Here is a 17,457-nt window from a genome sequence, read left to right as displayed (position 1 = left end):
CTAGATGTTCTTTCCCATTAATTCAGCGGCTGCCGATTTCCCTGACAAATATGCGCTCTCTAACCGTGAGTGATTTGTTTCGTCTTCCCTTCTTAAAAAAGCATCTCCTGCCACCAGTAGCGACGGCATAATTTTAGCAAAGGGCTGATGAAGAACTTGTTCAACCTCTGCATAGCGCCATTTCTTTAACTGAATGCTTTTAATATGATTTGCACCTATCCATTCTTTTATTTCATTTTTTATCGCCCGCAGCAGCTCATGTTCATGTTCATCAAAATGTTTTTCTGACCAGTCTTTATTCATATATATGCTAAGAACGGGCGTCTTTGATATTCCTTTTTGCTCATGATTAACGATTCTTTGAATTGTGCTAGATGGATTCGTGATTTGACCATGATCACCATACAGCATCTCTGTGTAAAGCTCCACGATAGCAACCAAGCAGGGACTAAATTTCAGTGTATTAAGAATTGATTGGTCCGCTTGCAGCTTACTATTATTAAGTACCTCAATAACCTGAGGAGACGGAGGTGTAAGAATGATATCAGTCGCTTCAAAAATCTCATTTTCTTCTGTATACAGCTGATACCTTCCGTTTTGAAAATCAATGGCTTGAACTTTTCGATTCACGTATACGCGTAGATCTTCAGCTAAATATTTAGCTAGCGCATTCATGCCATTCATACTTTGATACCGAGGGTGATGGTCACCAAACCACTTCTTAACCTTTCTATCAGCTATCCATTTATTTACGTCTTGTTGAAATTCATCGGATCTCACTGTAAAAAATTGAGCTCCGTGATCTGCTTTTCCATCCCCTACTCTTCGGGTAGCCATTCGTCCCCCTACACTTTTACCCTTATCAAGAAGAAAGACCTCTATTCCTTCTTTTTGTAATTCAGCCGCTGCTGTAAGGCCCGTCATTCCAGCACCTACTATTCCTACTCGTCTCATTTTTTCCTCCTTATTTAACGCCTTTACTTACAGTATAAAAAAAGCGGAATGATTGAGCTAATTTAAACTGTCTTTTTCATTTAACTGCGTTTCTGCTTGTCTCAAAAAAATAGTCTACGATTCCATTCAGCTGAGTATACTTATTGTATACAAATATATTTTTACCTGCTAGCACGTCTATAGATAGGAGGACTGTCACATGATGCTCTATGATATTAAGCACAAAGTATATTACGAAGTATTTAATACAGCTCGCCCTAAAATGAAGGACGCTCACCAAGGACGAAGCTGGGGATATGTTTATAAAAATCTCAATGGACAACCTACAAAGTTTTGGATTGACTTTACGCACGGACGTTTTATGTACTTTCAAGTTGAAGACAAGTGGTATCGCGTGCAATATTTGCAGTCCAATGATAAGAAAAAAACAGCGGATGTCTTTAAAGGCGCTCTCATTGACTTGATTTTAGATGGAATGGATCTCAAGTTAGTACGAGGAAACTTTGAAAAGAGAAGACTCTTAGCTTTATAACACATAGAAAAACAGCCGTAAAAGCAGGACTGCTTTTACGGCTGTTTAATTGTACGAGGAGTAATCAATATTTCAACCCTCCTATTTTTCGCTTGTCCCTCTGCTGTATTGTTAGATGTCACCGGTTTGAACTCTCCAAATCCTTTTGCACTGAACATGCTTGGATTAAGCTTATCATTTTTTAAGATAACTTTCATAAAGTTAACTGCTCTCATCACGCTTAACTCCCAGTTGGATTCAAAACCAGCGTTGCGAATAGGTACGTTATCGGTGTGACCGCTAATAATAATATTACGAGGAGGATCAATCACCAAAAGCTCTGAAATATCATTTGCGATTTTTGTATCTTCACTCCGAACTTGTGCTCTTCCCGAATCAAACAATACATTGTCTCGAATGGAAATTAAGAGACCTTCATCAGTTAGCGAAGTCTGTAATTGATTTGTTAAGTTTTTCTTTTGAATATACGCATTAATTTTAGATTGAATTTGCTGAAGCTCTTCTTGATCAGCTTCTCGAATGGTTTGTTCCTTTTGTTCGCTCGTTAACGATTGTGAAGAAGCAGGAGACTGATTGGGGGCTGTCTCCACTTCATTTGTTTTTTCCGTACTTTTAGCTGCAAGAGTATTTGAAGGCTGAACCGCTTCTTCAGATTCCTGCAGAGATTGAAATTCCATCACGCCCGTTCCTCCAACGAACGCTTCATTAAATGCGCGGGAAAGGTTCTTAAATTTCTGCGCATCCACTGAGCTCATTGCAAACAATACAATGAATAAAGCAAGTAAAAGTGTAAGCAAATCTGAGTAAGGAAGCAGCCAGCTTTCGTCAACATGGTCCTCTTCATGCTTTCGTTTTCTGCGTCTACTCATTTATGCCCACTTCACTTTCTTGAAGAAGCTTTTTACGTTCCGCTGTTGGCAAATAAGAAGCCAGCTTTTGCTCAATTACTTTTGGTGTTTCTCCTTCTAGGAGTGAAAGCACTCCTTCGATCATCATATACTTTACCTTTACTTCATGTTTCGATTTACGCTTTAGTTTATTTGCAAACGGATGCCATAGTACATACCCAGTAAAAATACCAAGAAGCGTAGCAACAAACGCCGCGCTGATCGCATGTCCTAGCGTATCTGTATCTTCCATGTTCCCAAGCGCAGCAATTAATCCTATAACAGCTCCAAGTACACCCAGAGTTGGAGCATATGTACCTGCTAAAGCGAAAATACTTGCACCCGTTTGATGTCTTTCTTCCATAGCATCAATTTCTTCAGACAACACGTCTCGTATATAATCCGCACTTTGACCATCAATAGCTAAATTCAAACCATTTTTTAAGAAAGGGTCATCTACATCAATAATTTGGGCTTCAAGTGATAGTAACCCTTCTTTTCGAACAACTTGTCCCCATTCAGAAAACATGGATACTAAATCAACGGGCTGCAGCATTTTTTGTTCTTTAAACAGGACACCAAACAGTTTTGGGACTCTCTTGATTTCATTTGAAGGAAATGCAATCACTACTGCTCCGACGGTTCCGACAATAATAATTAAAATAGCAGCCGGATTTCCTAACACAGATGGATTAACCCCTTTAAAAAACATGCCTACAATAAGAGAGGCTATTCCTAAAATCAGTCCAATAAAAGATGTTTTATCCATATGTAATTCTCCTATCCTTAACTTCCTGTTCTTTCTTTTTGTATATTTTATCCTCATCTTTTATTTCGACTATTTCATAGAATTTTTAAGCTTTTTATGAATCATATTTACAATTACAGCTGTTCTCTATTATAAAAACACTTTTTTCAACTTTTCATACAGAATATCTGAAGGTCCAGCTATAATCGCTACAATTTGATTTTCCACATAAATAGCAGCCGTCATCTTATTATCAATATCAGCTAAAATTGCAAACCCGACGTTAATGTTCAACTTTATTCACCTCTGTCACGTTCTTGTTTATTCGACATATAAAAAGAACAGTCTTACCATTTATTTTTCCGTGTTTTATTGACATTTGTAAATTTTATATTAAGATTATGTAAATGAGTTGACAAAATGGAGGTGATATCATGCTACTAGAAAAATACTGTAAAGACACTGATTTATTGATTATCCAGTTTACAATCGAACTAACAAAAGACATTCACGCTAAAATCTCCGCACGTACTTTATTTTATGAAGAACAGGTGATACGTTATGCTGAAAAAAGAATACGTTCTTTCTTACATCCTCTTTCCCTTAAACATACGCTAAAATTTGTCTATCAATCTGAAATACTGCAAACCATTCTATTCAAATTAAAACCAACTTTTGAGCAGCAGCATGTACTGCGCTGTATTTCATCTTAAAAAGGAGTTCCCTTTAGCGGAAACTCCTTTTTGATTTGATTCTACGATATAGACGATATGCTTTTCTGATAACGTTTAAAAGCGGATAAGGCAAGCGGATGTGGTATTTATCAATAAACGGATAAAAGGTGTAATAGGCTTTTACAAGGTCTGTCCATTTTTTATCAATACCTTCTTTATAAAAGTCAGAAATATCCACCACATACCCTCTTCCATCTTTCATCATGACATTTTTACCATGCACATCATACGGGTTTAACCCCTGGCTTCTTGCATAGTCCAAAGCTGTGTTCACATCTTTTATGACTTGTTCTGGAATCTTTATTCCCCGCTGTACGGCATCATACAAGGTAACGCCTGTAAGTCTTTTTAAAATCAAGTACGTCTTTCCCTCATGAAAAAGTTGAGAATAAGCTGGGTGAACGCCCAGCTTTCTATACACTTGCGCTTCTTTTTTTACACCATAAATTTCTCTTCCGTATACTTTCACGACAAATTCAGGATAATTTTCGTGCGTAAACACACCGGCATAGTTTCCTTTACCAATAAGTACCCACTCTTTTGTTTTGTTCGTAACTTCAACTGGATCATAGTCACTTTCACTTTGAATCGTAACTTGCGTTAGTAATGATGTTTCAACTAGCGACACCAACTGTTTAATTGTTTTATCCATAGTCCCCTCTAAAAACCCTTCAGTAATCTCTATCAAATATTACCCTATGATAAATCTCAATGCAGGATGTGTCAATAAATTGACAGCCTGATATAAAGAGGGAAAGTATTCCCGTTCATTCAAGACTGCGCGTGAACTTTATGAACATTCACCTTCAGTTCTTCTTTCATATTCAGCATTACCCCCGCCATCGGAGCAATAGATTCGGGCTTAGTCAGCTGAAATAAAAAGCGCTTTGTCATTTCTGACAGAAAAATGGTTACTATTTCAGTGATATAGTCCATGCCCCTTTCCGCTTGATGCTCAATCCCAAGCGGCATATACATATAGCTTGGGACATCAATGGACCCTCCTTTTTCAAAACGGTCAGGTAAAAATTCACTTGGCTCTAAAAAATAATCTTCATGGCGATGCATCATATAAGGGCTAATTAACATAATCTCCCCTTTTTTAATACTGTAGCCATCTATTTGTATATCTTCACGTGCTTGACGCCCAAATAGCCAAAGAGGCGGATATAACCTCATGCTTTCAGCAATTATTTTGCGCATATAGGTCAGATTTTTGGTTGAAAGTGATTCGCCGCTAGCATAGGCTTGAATTTCTTTATTCAGCTGAAGATGCTCCCTAGTATTTTGAGATAGTAAATGAATAGACCAGCTGCATACGTGCGTAATCATTTCATACATCGAAAGGAATATAGAATTTAGCTGTTCGTATATTTCTCTTTCATCAATTTCTTCTCCGCAAGAATTCAATATATACTGCAGTAAATCATTTCCTTCGGTTTTGTTTTGAACACGCATTTGAACGCGTTCAAAAAGGAGTTGTTCTAGCTGCTCATCTGAGTCAGGCTGGTGCAAAGGTAGACGAATATAAATTTTGCCTAACTTTTCTTTTTTTCTCATAAGCGCTTGAACATAGTGAATTTTATCTTTATCCTCAATCGAAATGCCAAATACAAGTTGAAGGAGTACAGCTACGACTATCTGTCTTATGTCTTTTACTATCGTTCGAAGCTGCCCTTCTTCCCACGTTTCCGTATGCTTTTCAATTATTTTTGCGATTGCTTCCTTATTATAAGTTAGATGTTGTTTAAGTTGTGAGGGTTGAATGGGGCTCATGTATAATGCTTCATCTGTCCATAACATTTCTTCGCCTAGCAGCGTTTTAAACATGTTCGTTAGTTTAATTTTTTGAAACGCCTTGCTGTTTGTAATGACTACATCTTTAATAAGTTGAGGGTCTCTCGTTACATAAAAGCGTTTGTGCGCAACTCTAAATGTTGCAATTTCTCCATACTGAGTCAAGTTTTCCAAAAAACCCAGTGGGTTCTCTCTAAACTTTTGCAGGTGACCGGTAAGCTTATACGACGAGGGGCCCTGTATAACCGGCAATGTTATCACTCCTTTTCTAAAAATGCGGGACTTAACCAAATAAAAGAGTAGTCCACTAAAGACTACTCTTTTTCACACAAAGATATGCTATTGATTTCCACAAAAAATCTTACTTATTATTCCATATTGATCCATACGCTTTTCACTTCAGTGTAATTATCAAGCGCATAGCTTCCCATTTCACGACCAATTCCCGACTGTTTATAGCCTCCAAACGGGCTTGCTGCATCAAATACGTTGTAACAGTTCACCCAAACTGTACCCGCTTTAATACCATGAGCAATATAGTGTGCTTTCTTTAAATCCTGTGTCCAGACGCCCGCTGCTAGACCATATGCTGTATCATTTGCTTTGGCAATCAAATCATCGAGATCGTCAAACGGCATAGCAGCTACAACCGGACCGAAGATTTCTTCACGAGCAATCGTCATCGAATGATCGACATCTGCAAAGATAGTCGGTTCTACGAAATAGCCTTGATCAAATGGAATGTTTCCTCCTGCGAGTACTTCCGCTCCTTCTTCAATTCCTTTATCAATATAGGTTTTCACTCGTTTTTGCTGCTGCGCAGATACAAGCGGACCCATTGTTGTCTCATCTGCTAATCCATTTCCTTGTTTAATAGATTTCGTTTGAGAAACTAAATCAGCTACGACATTATCATATAAACTTTTTTGGACATACAGACGACTTCCAGCACAACATACTTGTCCTTGATTAAACATAATACCTGAAAGCGCACCAGGAACTGCTTTTGTTAAGTCTGCATCCGGGAGGATAATGTTTGGTGATTTACCTCCAAGCTCTAACGTCACACGCTTTAAGGAGTCGCTAGCTTGCTTCATAATTGCTTTTCCGACAGCAGTAGATCCTGTAAAAGCAATTTTATCGACAAGATCATGATGAACGAGCGGTTCACCTGCTGTTTTCCCGTAGCCTGGCACAATGTTTAGCACGCCTTTTGGGAACCCTGCTTCATCGGCTAGTCGAGCCAAGTAAAGTGCAGAAAGCGGTGTTTGCTCTGCTGGCTTGAGCACAATTGTACATCCAGTTGCCAAAGCGGCTCCGAGCTTCCAAGCGGCCATTAAAAGCGGAAAGTTCCACGGAATAATTTGGCCAACAACTCCTACTGGTTCATATCTTGTATAGTTAAAATACGCTCCTTGCACAGGAATAGTTTGTCCAACCATTTTAGTTGACCACCCAGCAAAGTAGCGGAAATGTTCAATTGCTAATGGAATGTCTGCATTTGATGTTTCACGAATTGGTTTTCCGTTATCAAGCGTTTCAAGCTGCGCAAGCTCCAATTGATGTGTTTCCATTAAATCAGCTAATTTATAAATAAGTCGGCTTCTTTCAGCTGCTGACATCTTTGTCCAAGTTCCATGATCAAAGGCTTCTCTAGCCGCTCTGACGGCACGATCAATATCCTCTGGATTTGCTTCAGCTACATCTGCCAACTTTTCACCCGTTGCTGGATTTACTGTTTCAAACGTTTTTCCTGAAACAGAGTCTACCCATTCGCCGTTAATGTATAGCTGTTTAACTCCTTTTAAAAACTCCACTACTTTCGGACTCATTTCAACTTTTTTCGCTCCAAGATTTTGCATCAAATACATACCTCCCCACGAATTTTGAGAACGCTAACAATGAATATTTTACCATGTTATCTAGTAAAATCAACAATTTTGCATACAATATTCTGAATTTTTCTACATATATTCTAGTTATCTAAAACTTATCTTACTAGTACAAATGTCGAAAGAGGCGAAATGTTTACTGTATTTCCTTTCACCGTACGGAGCGTTTTTGTTCCTGCCTGCTCGCCGTCAACAAGTAATCTCCACGTTCTGTTAGAAGGTAGATGAACCGTTTGAGCTTGTTTATTTGCATTATGAATCACCATTATTTCGTTTGCTTTATCTTTATTGGCTTTAGCATTTAACGTATAACCTACTACGTTTGCTGGTGCATCAACAAAGCGTAAATTTTGATGAATAGCCTGTGCACTCGTTATTCTAAATGAGGAATATTGCTTTCGAAGCGCAGTAAGTCCCTTCATGTAATCTACTTCTTGTCTGAAAGCTGCTCGGCGCTTCCAATCTAGCTGATTGACAGAATCGGGTGACTGATAGCTATTATGATCTCCGCCTTTTGTTCTCATAAACTCTTGACCTGCATGTATAAAGTTCATTCCTTGAGATGTTAAAATAATAGAAGAAGCAAGCTTATGCATTTGCTTTTTCGTTTGCTCGGTGTCAGCAGGGTTCGTCAGCTGAAGCTTATCCCATAACGTATGGTTATCATGTGCTTCTACATACGTCACAACTTGATCTGGATCTTCATATGTGGCAGTTGAACGATCATAATCAATTCCAGCTGCTATACTTTGCTGTATGAGTTTTTCTTGTCCCTGTTTTCCATTAACAAATCCGTTGTCACGCTCAAAAAATACGCTGCCTTTAAGACCATCTCGCATACCGTCATTAAAGTGAGCGATGCGCTTCATATCTTGAGCGTTTTTCTGATTAGCTTTTAGCTTAGCATCAAGCTCGGTTTCTAGATCCCAGCCTTCTCCTAGTACGATAATAGAAGGGTCAATTTCATCTAACTTCTTTCTCACTTCATTCATTGTCTTTGTATCGTGAATCCCCATTAAATCAAATCGAAACCCGTCAATGTGGTACTCATTTGCCCAATACGCAACAGAATCTACAATAAACTTCCGAACCATTTTCCGTTCAGAAGCCGTGTCGTTTCCAACACCTGTTCCGTTGGATAGAGTTCCATCTTCTTTATAACGGAAGTAGTAGCCTGGAACTAGTTTATCAAAGCTATGCTCACTCACTGCATACACATGATTATAGACAACGTCCATTACCATACGAAGCTGCTTGTCATGAAGCGTTTGAATCATGTGTTTAAGCTCAATAATTCTAGTCTTAGGATTATATGGGTTTGTTGAATAGGAACCTTCTGGAACGTTATAATTTTTTGGATCGTATCCCCAGTTAAACTGCGGCTCGTTTAATTTCGTTTCATCCACCGTGCGATAATCGTAAATAGGCAGGAATTGAACATGCGTTACACCTAAGTCTTTAATATGACTGAGTCCTGTTTTTACTCCATTTGGTCCTTGCGTATTCCACTCCGCTACGCCTAAATATTTCCCTTTATTTTTGATACCGCTCTCTTTTTGAGACGATAAATCTCGTACGTGCAGTTCATAGATAATCGCATCTTCTGGATTTTTAAATTTCGGCTTATTTGTACTCCACTTTCGCGGATTTGTCTTAGCCAAATCTACGACAACTCCGCGATCTCCATTCACCGTTGTTGCTCGTACATATGGATCAACCGCTTCGTTCCAGCTGTTCCCAATTTTTACTTTGTACGTATAAATTAGTTCATCTTGATTTCCTTTTAACTCCGCTTTCCACGTTCCTTTTTCACTTTTGGTCATAGAAATTTCTTTTATAGCTTTGGAGTTCCATGACGAATAAGTCACTAGCTTGGCTTCGCTTGCGGTTGGAGCCCATACGCGAAAATTTGTTTGTTTCTTAGAATACGTGTTTCCTAAATCGTTTCCGCTATATGCATACTTTTCGTCAAATTCTTTCGTGCGAACGACATTTCCATTGACTACCTCAGCTGAGCCGTATCCTTTTTGCTTAACTCTATACGTTTTTGCAACGTCCAGAGGCTGTTTGGTTATGATTTTAACTTTAGTAGTAACAGCCTCTCCTCCCTCTTTATAAGGTGTCACTTTCTCAATTTGAGCTCCGTCAATTTCAATGTCTCCTAAGGTCTTAGAAGAGTCAAACGGCACGTTTGTTTCTAAGGTGATTTGATTAAATGTATCCATCGTCGCTTTCGTGATTTTCCGAGTGATATCTACTCCTGCTCTATCATAATAAATTCGATTTTGTCCTTGAACAATCCATACTTCTACATTCCCATCTTTACCAACCTTGGTAATAAAGCGGTCTCCTCCGTCTTTATTTTCCCAATCGTTGTCACTAGTAGAATGGCGTACAATAAAACCAATTTTGTCAAATAAATTACCACTTCCACTGTTAATGGCGTAAGTCGCTCTCTTCCCAAAATTCGTGTCTTCCGTAAATTCGATTTGCTTGCCTTCTTTTTCATCACCTGGCCATGTCCAAATGTTCCACCCGCTGTAATCTCCGTCGTACCGATGATAATTTAAGGTAACGTTTACTTTATCAAACTTCGGTAAATCTCGGTATTCACCGTCAGGAGGAGACGTATATGTATGTTCATCTCCACTTTTCACCCATACTTCTCCTTCACCGTTCTCCACTGAAACGAAGCGGTCTCCTCCATCTTTTTCCCACGACTCTGTTCGAACTATAAAACCTACTTTGTCGTAAGTACCGGGTAATTCAACTTCCGCTACTTTTCCAAATTGATCTTCCCCTGTAAACGCGTAAGGCTTCCCTTCTCCTCCTTCAGGAAAAACCCATAATCCCCATTCCTTTGTATCATTTGGAGCAGGCTGATAGTGAATCGTGATTTTTGTTGCGTCTGCTGCAGATGCAAACGATTGCATAAATGGGCTAAAAAAAGAGCTTACTAGTAAGAGCAAAGCCGTCAGTACCATTGCATATTTAGTCCAACTACGTTTCAATTAAAACCCTCCCGTAAAATAAAGTACGTACACATTTTTCACTATAACCTTTTTTTGAAAGCGTTATCATAAGTATTTTTTCCTATTTTATGTGGATAAAGAAAATAAATCCATAGTTAACAATGTTAACTATGGATGACGTATCTCTTTTACACTTCTGCTGTTTCAGGTGAGATGGTTTGATCGTTGTATACGTTTGTATCTAGCTCTTTTGTTAATTTACTAGTGACGACTCCGGCTGTCATGCTTCCACTTACATTAAGCGCCGTACGTCCCATATCAATCAATGGCTCTACTGAAATTAATAAGCCTGCTAGCGCTACGGGCAAATTCATAGAAGATAATACAAGTAAAGCCGCAAATGTCGCTCCTCCGCCAACGCCTGCTACGCCAAACGAACTAATTGCTACAATGGCAATCAACGTGAAAATAAATGAAGGCGTTAAGGGATCAATACCTACCGTTGGTGCAATCATAACGGCTAACATAGCTGGATATATTCCAGCGCATCCGTTTTGACCAATTGTAAGACCAAATGAACCTGCGAAATTCGCAATTCCTTCTGGAACCCCTAACTGCCTTGTTTGTGTATTAACATTCAAAGGTAATGCTCCAGCACTTGTACGGGAAGTAAAGGCAAAAGCCAATACCGGAAATACTTTCTTAACATATGTGATCGGATTTACACCGATGATTGTTAGAATAACTAAGTGAACAATAAACATAGCTGCCAATGCGACATAGGATGCTACAACAAATTTTCCAAGTTTAACAATTGCATCAATATCACTCGTTGCTACTGTTTTGGTCATAATTGCGAGTACCCCATAAGGAGTTAAACGAAGAATTAGCGTCACTACACGCATTACAATTGCATAAAGCGTATCAATAATTTTTGAAAATAACGCCGCTTCCTCAGCCTTTTTACGCTTCACGCCTAAATACGCAATTCCAACAAATGCCGCAAAGATGACAACGCCAATCGTGGAAGTTGAACGTGCGCCTGTTAAATCAAGAAACGGGTTAGCAGGTAATAATTCTACTACTTGCTGCGGGATTGTTTTTGCTTCTAAACTAGATAAATTGTTTTCTAAGTCCTCTCCGCGCTGAAGTTCCGCTTCCCCTTTTGTGATTTGGACAGATTCTAAATTAAAGCTCGTTGTTGTAAAAATACCAATTGCAGCTGCTATCGCTGTTGTGACAAGCAAAATCCCAATAATTAAACTACTAATCTTTCCAATATTGCTCGTCAATTTTAAACGAGTGAATGCCGCTACAATCGATACAAATACAAGCGGCATAACAATCATTTGGAGAAACTTAACATATCCGCTTCCTACAATGCTAAACCAATCGGCGGTCGTCATCGTTACTTCATGAGTCGGACCATACACCCACTGAAGAGCAAAGCCAAAAATAATCCCTAGTCCAAGCGCTGTAAACACACGCTTTGAAAATGCTACATGTTTTTTCTGCATCATAAACAGCCCCGCAAGCAATGCGATCATAATGAGGATGTTTAGAATGACTAATAAGTAATTCATAGATGTTCCCCCTGTAATTTTTTCCATAAATTATGTCTCTATTACTTATAATATAACAATACCAATAAGTCAACTAGGTTTTATATTTTTTCCTGAAGACAGTTTTTTTGAATAATTTTGACAAAACAAAAAAGCTAAGGTTTTTCCTTAGCTTTCTATTTTACGCTTGTATGTACTTCAGTGGTCTTTTGCTCCGTTACCAGAGATGGTCTTTCTTTCATCACACCGGATGTACTACAATTCATATATAGGATTACATTTCATATAATTCATTTAGCCATTTTACAAACAAATGTCTGGGTAATTCTAGTTCGTGAAGCTCGACATATTGAATATCAGATAGCGTCGTCCCTCTAGCCATATAAAAGTACCACTGCCAGCCAATATCTTTAGCAATGGCATAGGATTTAGCTAGATCTTGCCTATTATCTGTCTGCTGCATATCATTCATCCACTGCGTTTCATCCGCTTCATACTCATAATAATGGAGAGTATATTTATCACACCAATACGTAAGGTCCTGATGGGAAAACGGATTTTCTCCGTCACATACTTGAAGCAATAGCATTCTTAAATTTTCCGGTGTATACGGTAATATAATTTTTTGATCTGCACGTCTCATTTTGCTACCTTCCTGACATGTTCGTTTCTTTTATTACATCATGTACGGCTGCGTTTAGCAATAAGAAATGGATGACGTTTTCATTACTTTTCGTTTACAACATTTCATTTGCTTGCAAAAACCGCCGTATCTTCGACATACAGAGGCAGTCGGATTTTAACAATCGTCCCTTTGTTCTGTTCACTCTCAATCTGCAGGGTACCGTGATGATCATGAATAATTTTGGAGCTGATTGTTAATCCAAGCCCCATTCCTTTTTCTTTTAAAGTAAAAAATGGTTCTCCTATATGTTCTAGACGGTCTTTAGAAATTCCTACTCCTTCATCTCTAACTTCTATAAAAATATGGTTATCCGGCGCTGTTTTGATTGTAATGTAAATATTTCCAGTCCTATCCATGGCTTCAATTGCGTTTTTAAAAACATTAAGTAATACTTGAATAAGGTGATTTTTATTTCCATACACACTAGCGTTATTTGTTTGTTCATCGTATAAGAAGTCAATGTTTTTCAATAAAGCTTCATGGGAAGTTAAACTCATTACATACTTAACCGCTTCTGTGAGAGAAAACACGCGAAAATGTTCACTTTCAGGTTTTGACAAAAGGAGCATTTCACTGACAATACCATTAATTCGTTCCAGCTCATCAAGCATGATGTTAGCATACCCTATTGCGGATCGGTCTGTTTCTTTCATGAGCTGAACAAACCCTTTAATACTCGTAAGCGGATTTCTAATTTCATGAGCAATTCCAGCAGCTAATTCGCCTACTACAGAAAGCTTTTCCTTTTTTATCAGAAGCGCTTCTGCAAGCTTTTGCTGAGTGATATCTCGTCCAATCGTGATAAGAGCTTTTCTTGAGCCATCATCAAAAAACACAGGTACTTTAATAACATCAAATGTTTTGACCTCGCCGTTTGGTATTTCAAATGCTTCTTCCGTGCGTACCTTTCCCTTTTTTCTCCAAGCTTCTTCATCCGATGAAATACAGTGTAAGAAAGCGGCTTGAAAGAAAGGCACAAGCTCCCCGAGTTCTGCATCGGTTTTACCCCTGTAATCAATACCCTTTAAATGATAAAGTTCTTTTCCAAAATCATTCACCGCCACCCATTTGCCAGCTCCATCTTTAAAACAAATAAAATCTGGCATTGAATTTATTAATGTAGCAAGCTGATACTGTTCATCAGACACCTGGGTATGAACCGAACGCTTATGAAGTAAATAAAACGTGCCAGCCGTTACGCCCACTAGTAAACTATCTTTTATCAAACTGCTAAGAGCATATGCCCCTTTAAAAAATGCCATTGTTTGAAAGACGATGTACACCCCTACAAGCAGAAGACCCGCTACCGCCGCTGCTTTTCGTACACCCTCCCTATTTTTTATCAATATTTCCCACCAGCCTTTGTTTTTTACGTGAATACTCTCTATGTCTCATCAATTAAGTTCTGAACATTCTTCTTACTTTTAAACTAGTTTACCTTATTTTTTTATTCTTATCTAATACCTTTTTTTATTACTTTTGACACAGTTTCTTTTATCCTCTTTATTTGTTTCCGCATTTTCATTTTATTTGAATTATTTTCTCTATCAAAATAGGAATTTAGATACGGAATATCCTGGAACATTTAGGTAATAATACTCTTTTTTGCATTTTCTTAATATTGTAAATTCGAGTAGTACCAACTACATCGATAAATTTAGGGGGATTTTAATGAAAAAAACCGTGATTTCTTTGGCTGTAGCAACAAGTTTGACTTTATCTTTTACAAGTGTACAAGCTTCTACTTCTGCAAATGCTTCTCACAATCAAAGTTCTGAACAAAAAGTATTAAAAAAAGTCAATGCTGAGAAAATTTATCAAGACATTGCGTATCTATCAAAAAAACCTCGCGTGGCAGGAACTGAAGCTGAACGCGAAGCTGCTACATTTGTTCAAAAGCGTTTGTCTAAACTAGGTTATGAGAGCGCAGTAGAGCCTTTTACCTTTACCGGTTACACACCAGCAGCTAGTTTTTCACTAAGCGTAAACGGTACCAGCTACTCTCCAACAACTTTTACTTATAGCACCAATGGAAATGTCACAGCTGAAATTGTAGATGGAGGGCTGGGTACAAAAGATAATTTAGCAAACAAAGATGTGACAGGTAAAATTGTATTAGTTCAGCGAGGCACTATTACTTTTGGTGAAAAAGTATTAAATGCTGCTGAAAAAGGGGCTGCAGCCGTCATTATTTTTAATAATACAGACGGTGAGCTAAACGGAACGCTTGGCGGCGCTAATGATAACTACATTCCGTCTCTTGCTGTTACCAAAGAAGAAGGTGAAAAGATTCTTACTTCTATTCAAAAAGGCGAAAAGCCTTTAGGTACAGTAAAAATTGAAGGAGCTGTCGTAAGTGAGCGAACATCTTATAATGTAACCGCTACTAAATCTTCTACTTTTAAGAAAAAAGGAACAAATGATATTATTGTAGTAGGTGCTCATCATGATTCTGTGGCTGGAGCGCCTGGGGCAAACGACGATGCTTCTGGAACAGCAATGGTTCTTGAATTAGCTCGCATATTTAAAACTCTTCCTACTGATACAGAACTGCGATTTGTTACATTCGGAGCTGAAGAAGTAGGCTTACTAGGATCCGAGCATTATGTTAGTGAGCTATCTGAAGATGAGAAAAATCGTATTGTTGGAATGTTTAATTTAGACATGGTAGGAAGTCGAGATGCGGGAGATTTGGTGATGAATACAGCTGATGGAACACCAAATCTTGTCACAGAATTAGCTCAAGCTTCAAGTACAAGATTAAATGGATCACCTACGCCATTCCAAGCTGGCGGCCGCAGTGATCACGTTCCTTTTGCAGAGGCAGGAATACCGGCTGCTCTATTTATTCACAGTCCATCTGAACCTTGGTATCATACGCCTGAAGATACCCTTGATAAAATAAGCAAAGAAAAACTTCAAGATGTGGCTGAGATTGTTGGAACAGCTATTTACGATCGTTCCCGTCCCGACCAACAAGGTTCTTCAGTTAAAAAGAAAGCAACATTTAAAGCTCCTCATCTTTATCACGAGCAAGATGTTAAATAAGAATCTATCCCTGTTATTCATACATGATTAAAAAAAGAGATGTTTATGCATCTCTTTTTTTGATAAGCAGATTTCTCAAGGTTTTAAATCCATTATGCTACAATTATTATAGAGGAACCTCACTTATTGCTTACATAAAAATTTCGAACAAAAGAGGTGTATTTTTTGGATTTTACGGTAGACCATTCAATTCTTTTATTATCTATTCTCCTTGTCATAGGGGTACTTACTGCAAAGTTCTCTACTCGCCTTGGAGTCCCTTCGCTCGTACTCTTTATTATTGTAGGAATGGTTGTTAGCCACTACATCTACTTTGACAATGCTCTTTTAACACAAGGATTCGGAATATTAGCACTTATCATTATTCTTTTTGATGGGGGTGTGCAGACCAAATGGAAAGATGTTAAACGCGTTGTTCGCCCTTCCGTTTCATTAGCTACTTTCGGAGTCCTCATTACGACAGTTTTAACGGGTGTACTTGCCAAATATATTTTAGGTGTTACTTGGCTTGAAGGCTTTTTATTTGGGGCAATCGTTGGTTCTACAGATGCTGCAGCCGTGTTCTCTGTACTAGGGACACAGAATATCCGCCAAAAATTAAACTCCACGCTAGAAGCAGAATCTGGTTCCAATGATCCGATGGCCATCTTCTTAACCGTTTCTATTATTGAATTAATTCAACATCCGGACTCTCCTATCCTCTCATTAATCCTTAATTTCTTTTGGCAAATGGGAATCGGGCTGGTACTTGGTTTAGTACTTGGAAAAGCATCCGTTTGGATTATTAATCGAATTAATTTGGATTCTTCAGGTCTTTACCCTGTGCTTACATTGTCATTGGCCGCCTTACCCTATGGAATTTCCACATTTGTAGAAGCAAGCGGTCTACTTGCTGTATATGTAATGGCAGTGGTAGTAGGAAATGCAGATCTAACTTATCGTCACACAATTGTCCGCTTTAACGAAGGTTTTGCATGGATGATGCAAATTTTAATGTTTATTTTACTCGGCCTTCTTGTCTTTCCTAATCAACTGCTAGATATCATTTGGCAGGGTATACTGTTATCTCTTTTACTTATGTTTGTCGCTCGTCCACTCGGCGTATTTCTTTCGATGATGTTTGCTAAATACTCATCCAAAGAAAAACTGTTTATTTCTTGGGCCGGTTTAAAAGGAGCTGTTCCAATTGTATTAGCTACTTATCCTATGATGGCAGGTTTGGAGAACAGCACGCTCATTTTTAACGTCGTTTTCTTTGTTGTCTTAACTTCCGCTCTTCTTCAAGGAGCAACAATCGCTCCTTTAGCCAAATTTCTAAACCTTTCTCAAGGTGAAAAAGAGACGGTTCCTCACAGTCTCGAGCTTGTTTCGATGGGCAAAACCAAAAATGAAATGATTGAGTTGAAGCTCGTGGAACATGCAGATATATCAGGAAAATCGCTTGAAGAACTTCACCTCCCTGAAGACATTTTAGTGACTGCTGTTATTCGAGATGATAAACTACTTACCCCTAGAGGAAATACACAAATTTTTGCAGGTGATACATTATATATTCTTATTTCGAAGAAAAAACGGGATAAAGTAAAAGCATTTTTCCAAAAAAATACGTCTGATGGAGACGAAAGAGAAGGAAAAACCAGTTAAAA

15 protein-coding genes are annotated in these 17,457 nt (G+C 38.3%); 4 read left to right on the top strand and 11 right to left on the bottom strand.

What is annotated here, in order from left to right:
• Nucleotides 1-954, bottom strand: a complete 954-nt coding sequence (locus tag ACN6NE_RS21525) for an NAD(P)/FAD-dependent oxidoreductase (protein ID WP_474327157.1) — start codon at nt 952-954, stop codon at nt 1-3.
• Nucleotides 955-1,153: 199 nt separating this feature from the next.
• On the opposite strand from ACN6NE_RS21525, the gene ACN6NE_RS21520 reads away from it, so the two are divergent.
• Complete coding sequence (locus ACN6NE_RS21520; RefSeq protein ID WP_013056747.1) at nt 1,154-1,486, top strand: hypothetical protein; 333 nt, start codon at nt 1,154-1,156, stop codon at nt 1,484-1,486.
• 35 nt (nt 1,487-1,521) lie between these two features.
• On the opposite strand, the gene ACN6NE_RS21515 is transcribed toward ACN6NE_RS21520, so the two are convergent.
• The 3 genes from ACN6NE_RS21515 to ACN6NE_RS21505 form a co-directional block, all read right to left on the bottom strand.
• Complete coding sequence (locus ACN6NE_RS21515) at nt 1,522-2,355, bottom strand: flagellar motor protein MotB (RefSeq protein ID WP_474327155.1); 834 nt, start codon at nt 2,353-2,355, stop codon at nt 1,522-1,524.
• A complete protein-coding gene (motA, locus tag ACN6NE_RS21510; protein ID WP_013056745.1) occupies nt 2,348-3,142 on the bottom strand; it encodes a flagellar motor stator protein MotA in 795 nt (264 codons plus the stop codon). Before motA ends, ACN6NE_RS21515 begins: the two co-directional genes overlap by 8 nt.
• A 129-nt stretch (nt 3,143-3,271) precedes the next feature.
• A complete protein-coding gene (locus ACN6NE_RS21505) occupies nt 3,272-3,415 on the bottom strand; it encodes a hypothetical protein (protein WP_014460421.1) in 144 nt (47 codons plus the stop codon).
• Between the two features lie 140 nt (nt 3,416-3,555).
• Here ACN6NE_RS21505 and ACN6NE_RS21500 point away from each other — a divergent pair, with 140 nt between their 5' ends.
• Complete coding sequence (locus tag ACN6NE_RS21500; protein ID WP_013082883.1) at nt 3,556-3,834, top strand: hypothetical protein; 279 nt, start codon at nt 3,556-3,558, stop codon at nt 3,832-3,834.
• A 13-nt stretch (nt 3,835-3,847) separates the two neighbouring features.
• On the opposite strand, the gene ACN6NE_RS21495 is transcribed toward ACN6NE_RS21500, so the two are convergent.
• From ACN6NE_RS21495 to ACN6NE_RS21465, 7 genes are all read right to left on the bottom strand, one after another.
• The gene (locus tag ACN6NE_RS21495; protein WP_057237085.1) at nt 3,848-4,507 is read right to left on the bottom strand and encodes a serine/threonine-protein kinase; all 660 of its coding nucleotides are present in this window, start codon (nt 4,505-4,507) and stop codon (nt 3,848-3,850) included.
• A gap of 119 nt (nt 4,508-4,626) precedes the next feature.
• Nucleotides 4,627-5,913 carry a cytochrome P450 gene (locus ACN6NE_RS21490; RefSeq protein WP_474327740.1) on the bottom strand — a complete coding sequence of 429 codons (1,287 nt, stop codon included), beginning with the start codon at nt 5,911-5,913 and terminating at the stop codon, nt 4,627-4,629.
• 107 nt (nt 5,914-6,020) lie between these two features.
• Nucleotides 6,021-7,514, bottom strand: a complete 1,494-nt coding sequence (locus tag ACN6NE_RS21485) for an aldehyde dehydrogenase family protein (protein ID WP_474327738.1) — start codon at nt 7,512-7,514, stop codon at nt 6,021-6,023.
• Between the two features lie 128 nt (nt 7,515-7,642).
• Nucleotides 7,643-10,555 carry a type I pullulanase gene (gene pulA / locus ACN6NE_RS21480; protein WP_474327151.1) on the bottom strand — a complete coding sequence of 971 codons (2,913 nt, stop codon included), beginning with the start codon at nt 10,553-10,555 and terminating at the stop codon, nt 7,643-7,645.
• A gap of 149 nt (nt 10,556-10,704) precedes the next feature.
• Nucleotides 10,705-12,099, bottom strand: a complete 1,395-nt coding sequence (locus tag ACN6NE_RS21475; protein ID WP_474327149.1) for an L-cystine transporter — start codon at nt 12,097-12,099, stop codon at nt 10,705-10,707.
• 253 nt (nt 12,100-12,352) lie between these two features.
• Nucleotides 12,353-12,721, bottom strand: coding sequence for a hypothetical protein (locus tag ACN6NE_RS21470; protein WP_013082877.1), 369 nt, complete (start codon nt 12,719-12,721; stop codon nt 12,353-12,355).
• Nucleotides 12,722-12,825: 104 nt separating this feature from the next.
• Nucleotides 12,826-14,109 (bottom strand): ATP-binding protein, encoded by a 1,284-nt coding sequence (locus tag ACN6NE_RS21465; protein ID WP_474327147.1) that lies wholly within the window; start codon nt 14,107-14,109, stop codon nt 12,826-12,828.
• A 325-nt stretch (nt 14,110-14,434) separates the two neighbouring features.
• Between ACN6NE_RS21465 and ACN6NE_RS21460 the strand changes: the two genes are divergently transcribed.
• Nucleotides 14,435-15,811 (top strand): M28 family peptidase, encoded by a 1,377-nt coding sequence (locus ACN6NE_RS21460; protein ID WP_129708529.1) that lies wholly within the window; start codon nt 14,435-14,437, stop codon nt 15,809-15,811.
• Nucleotides 15,812-15,976: 165 nt separating this feature from the next.
• Nucleotides 15,977-17,455, top strand: a complete 1,479-nt coding sequence (locus tag ACN6NE_RS21455) for a potassium/proton antiporter (RefSeq protein ID WP_474327144.1) — start codon at nt 15,977-15,979, stop codon at nt 17,453-17,455.
• Nucleotides 17,456-17,457: the final 2 nt, after the last annotated feature.

The sequence above is a fragment of the Priestia sp. 53B2 genome, from assembly GCF_056099005.1.
Note: the sequence above shows the minus strand (reverse complement) of the source record. Positions and strands in the feature narration are given on the sequence as shown.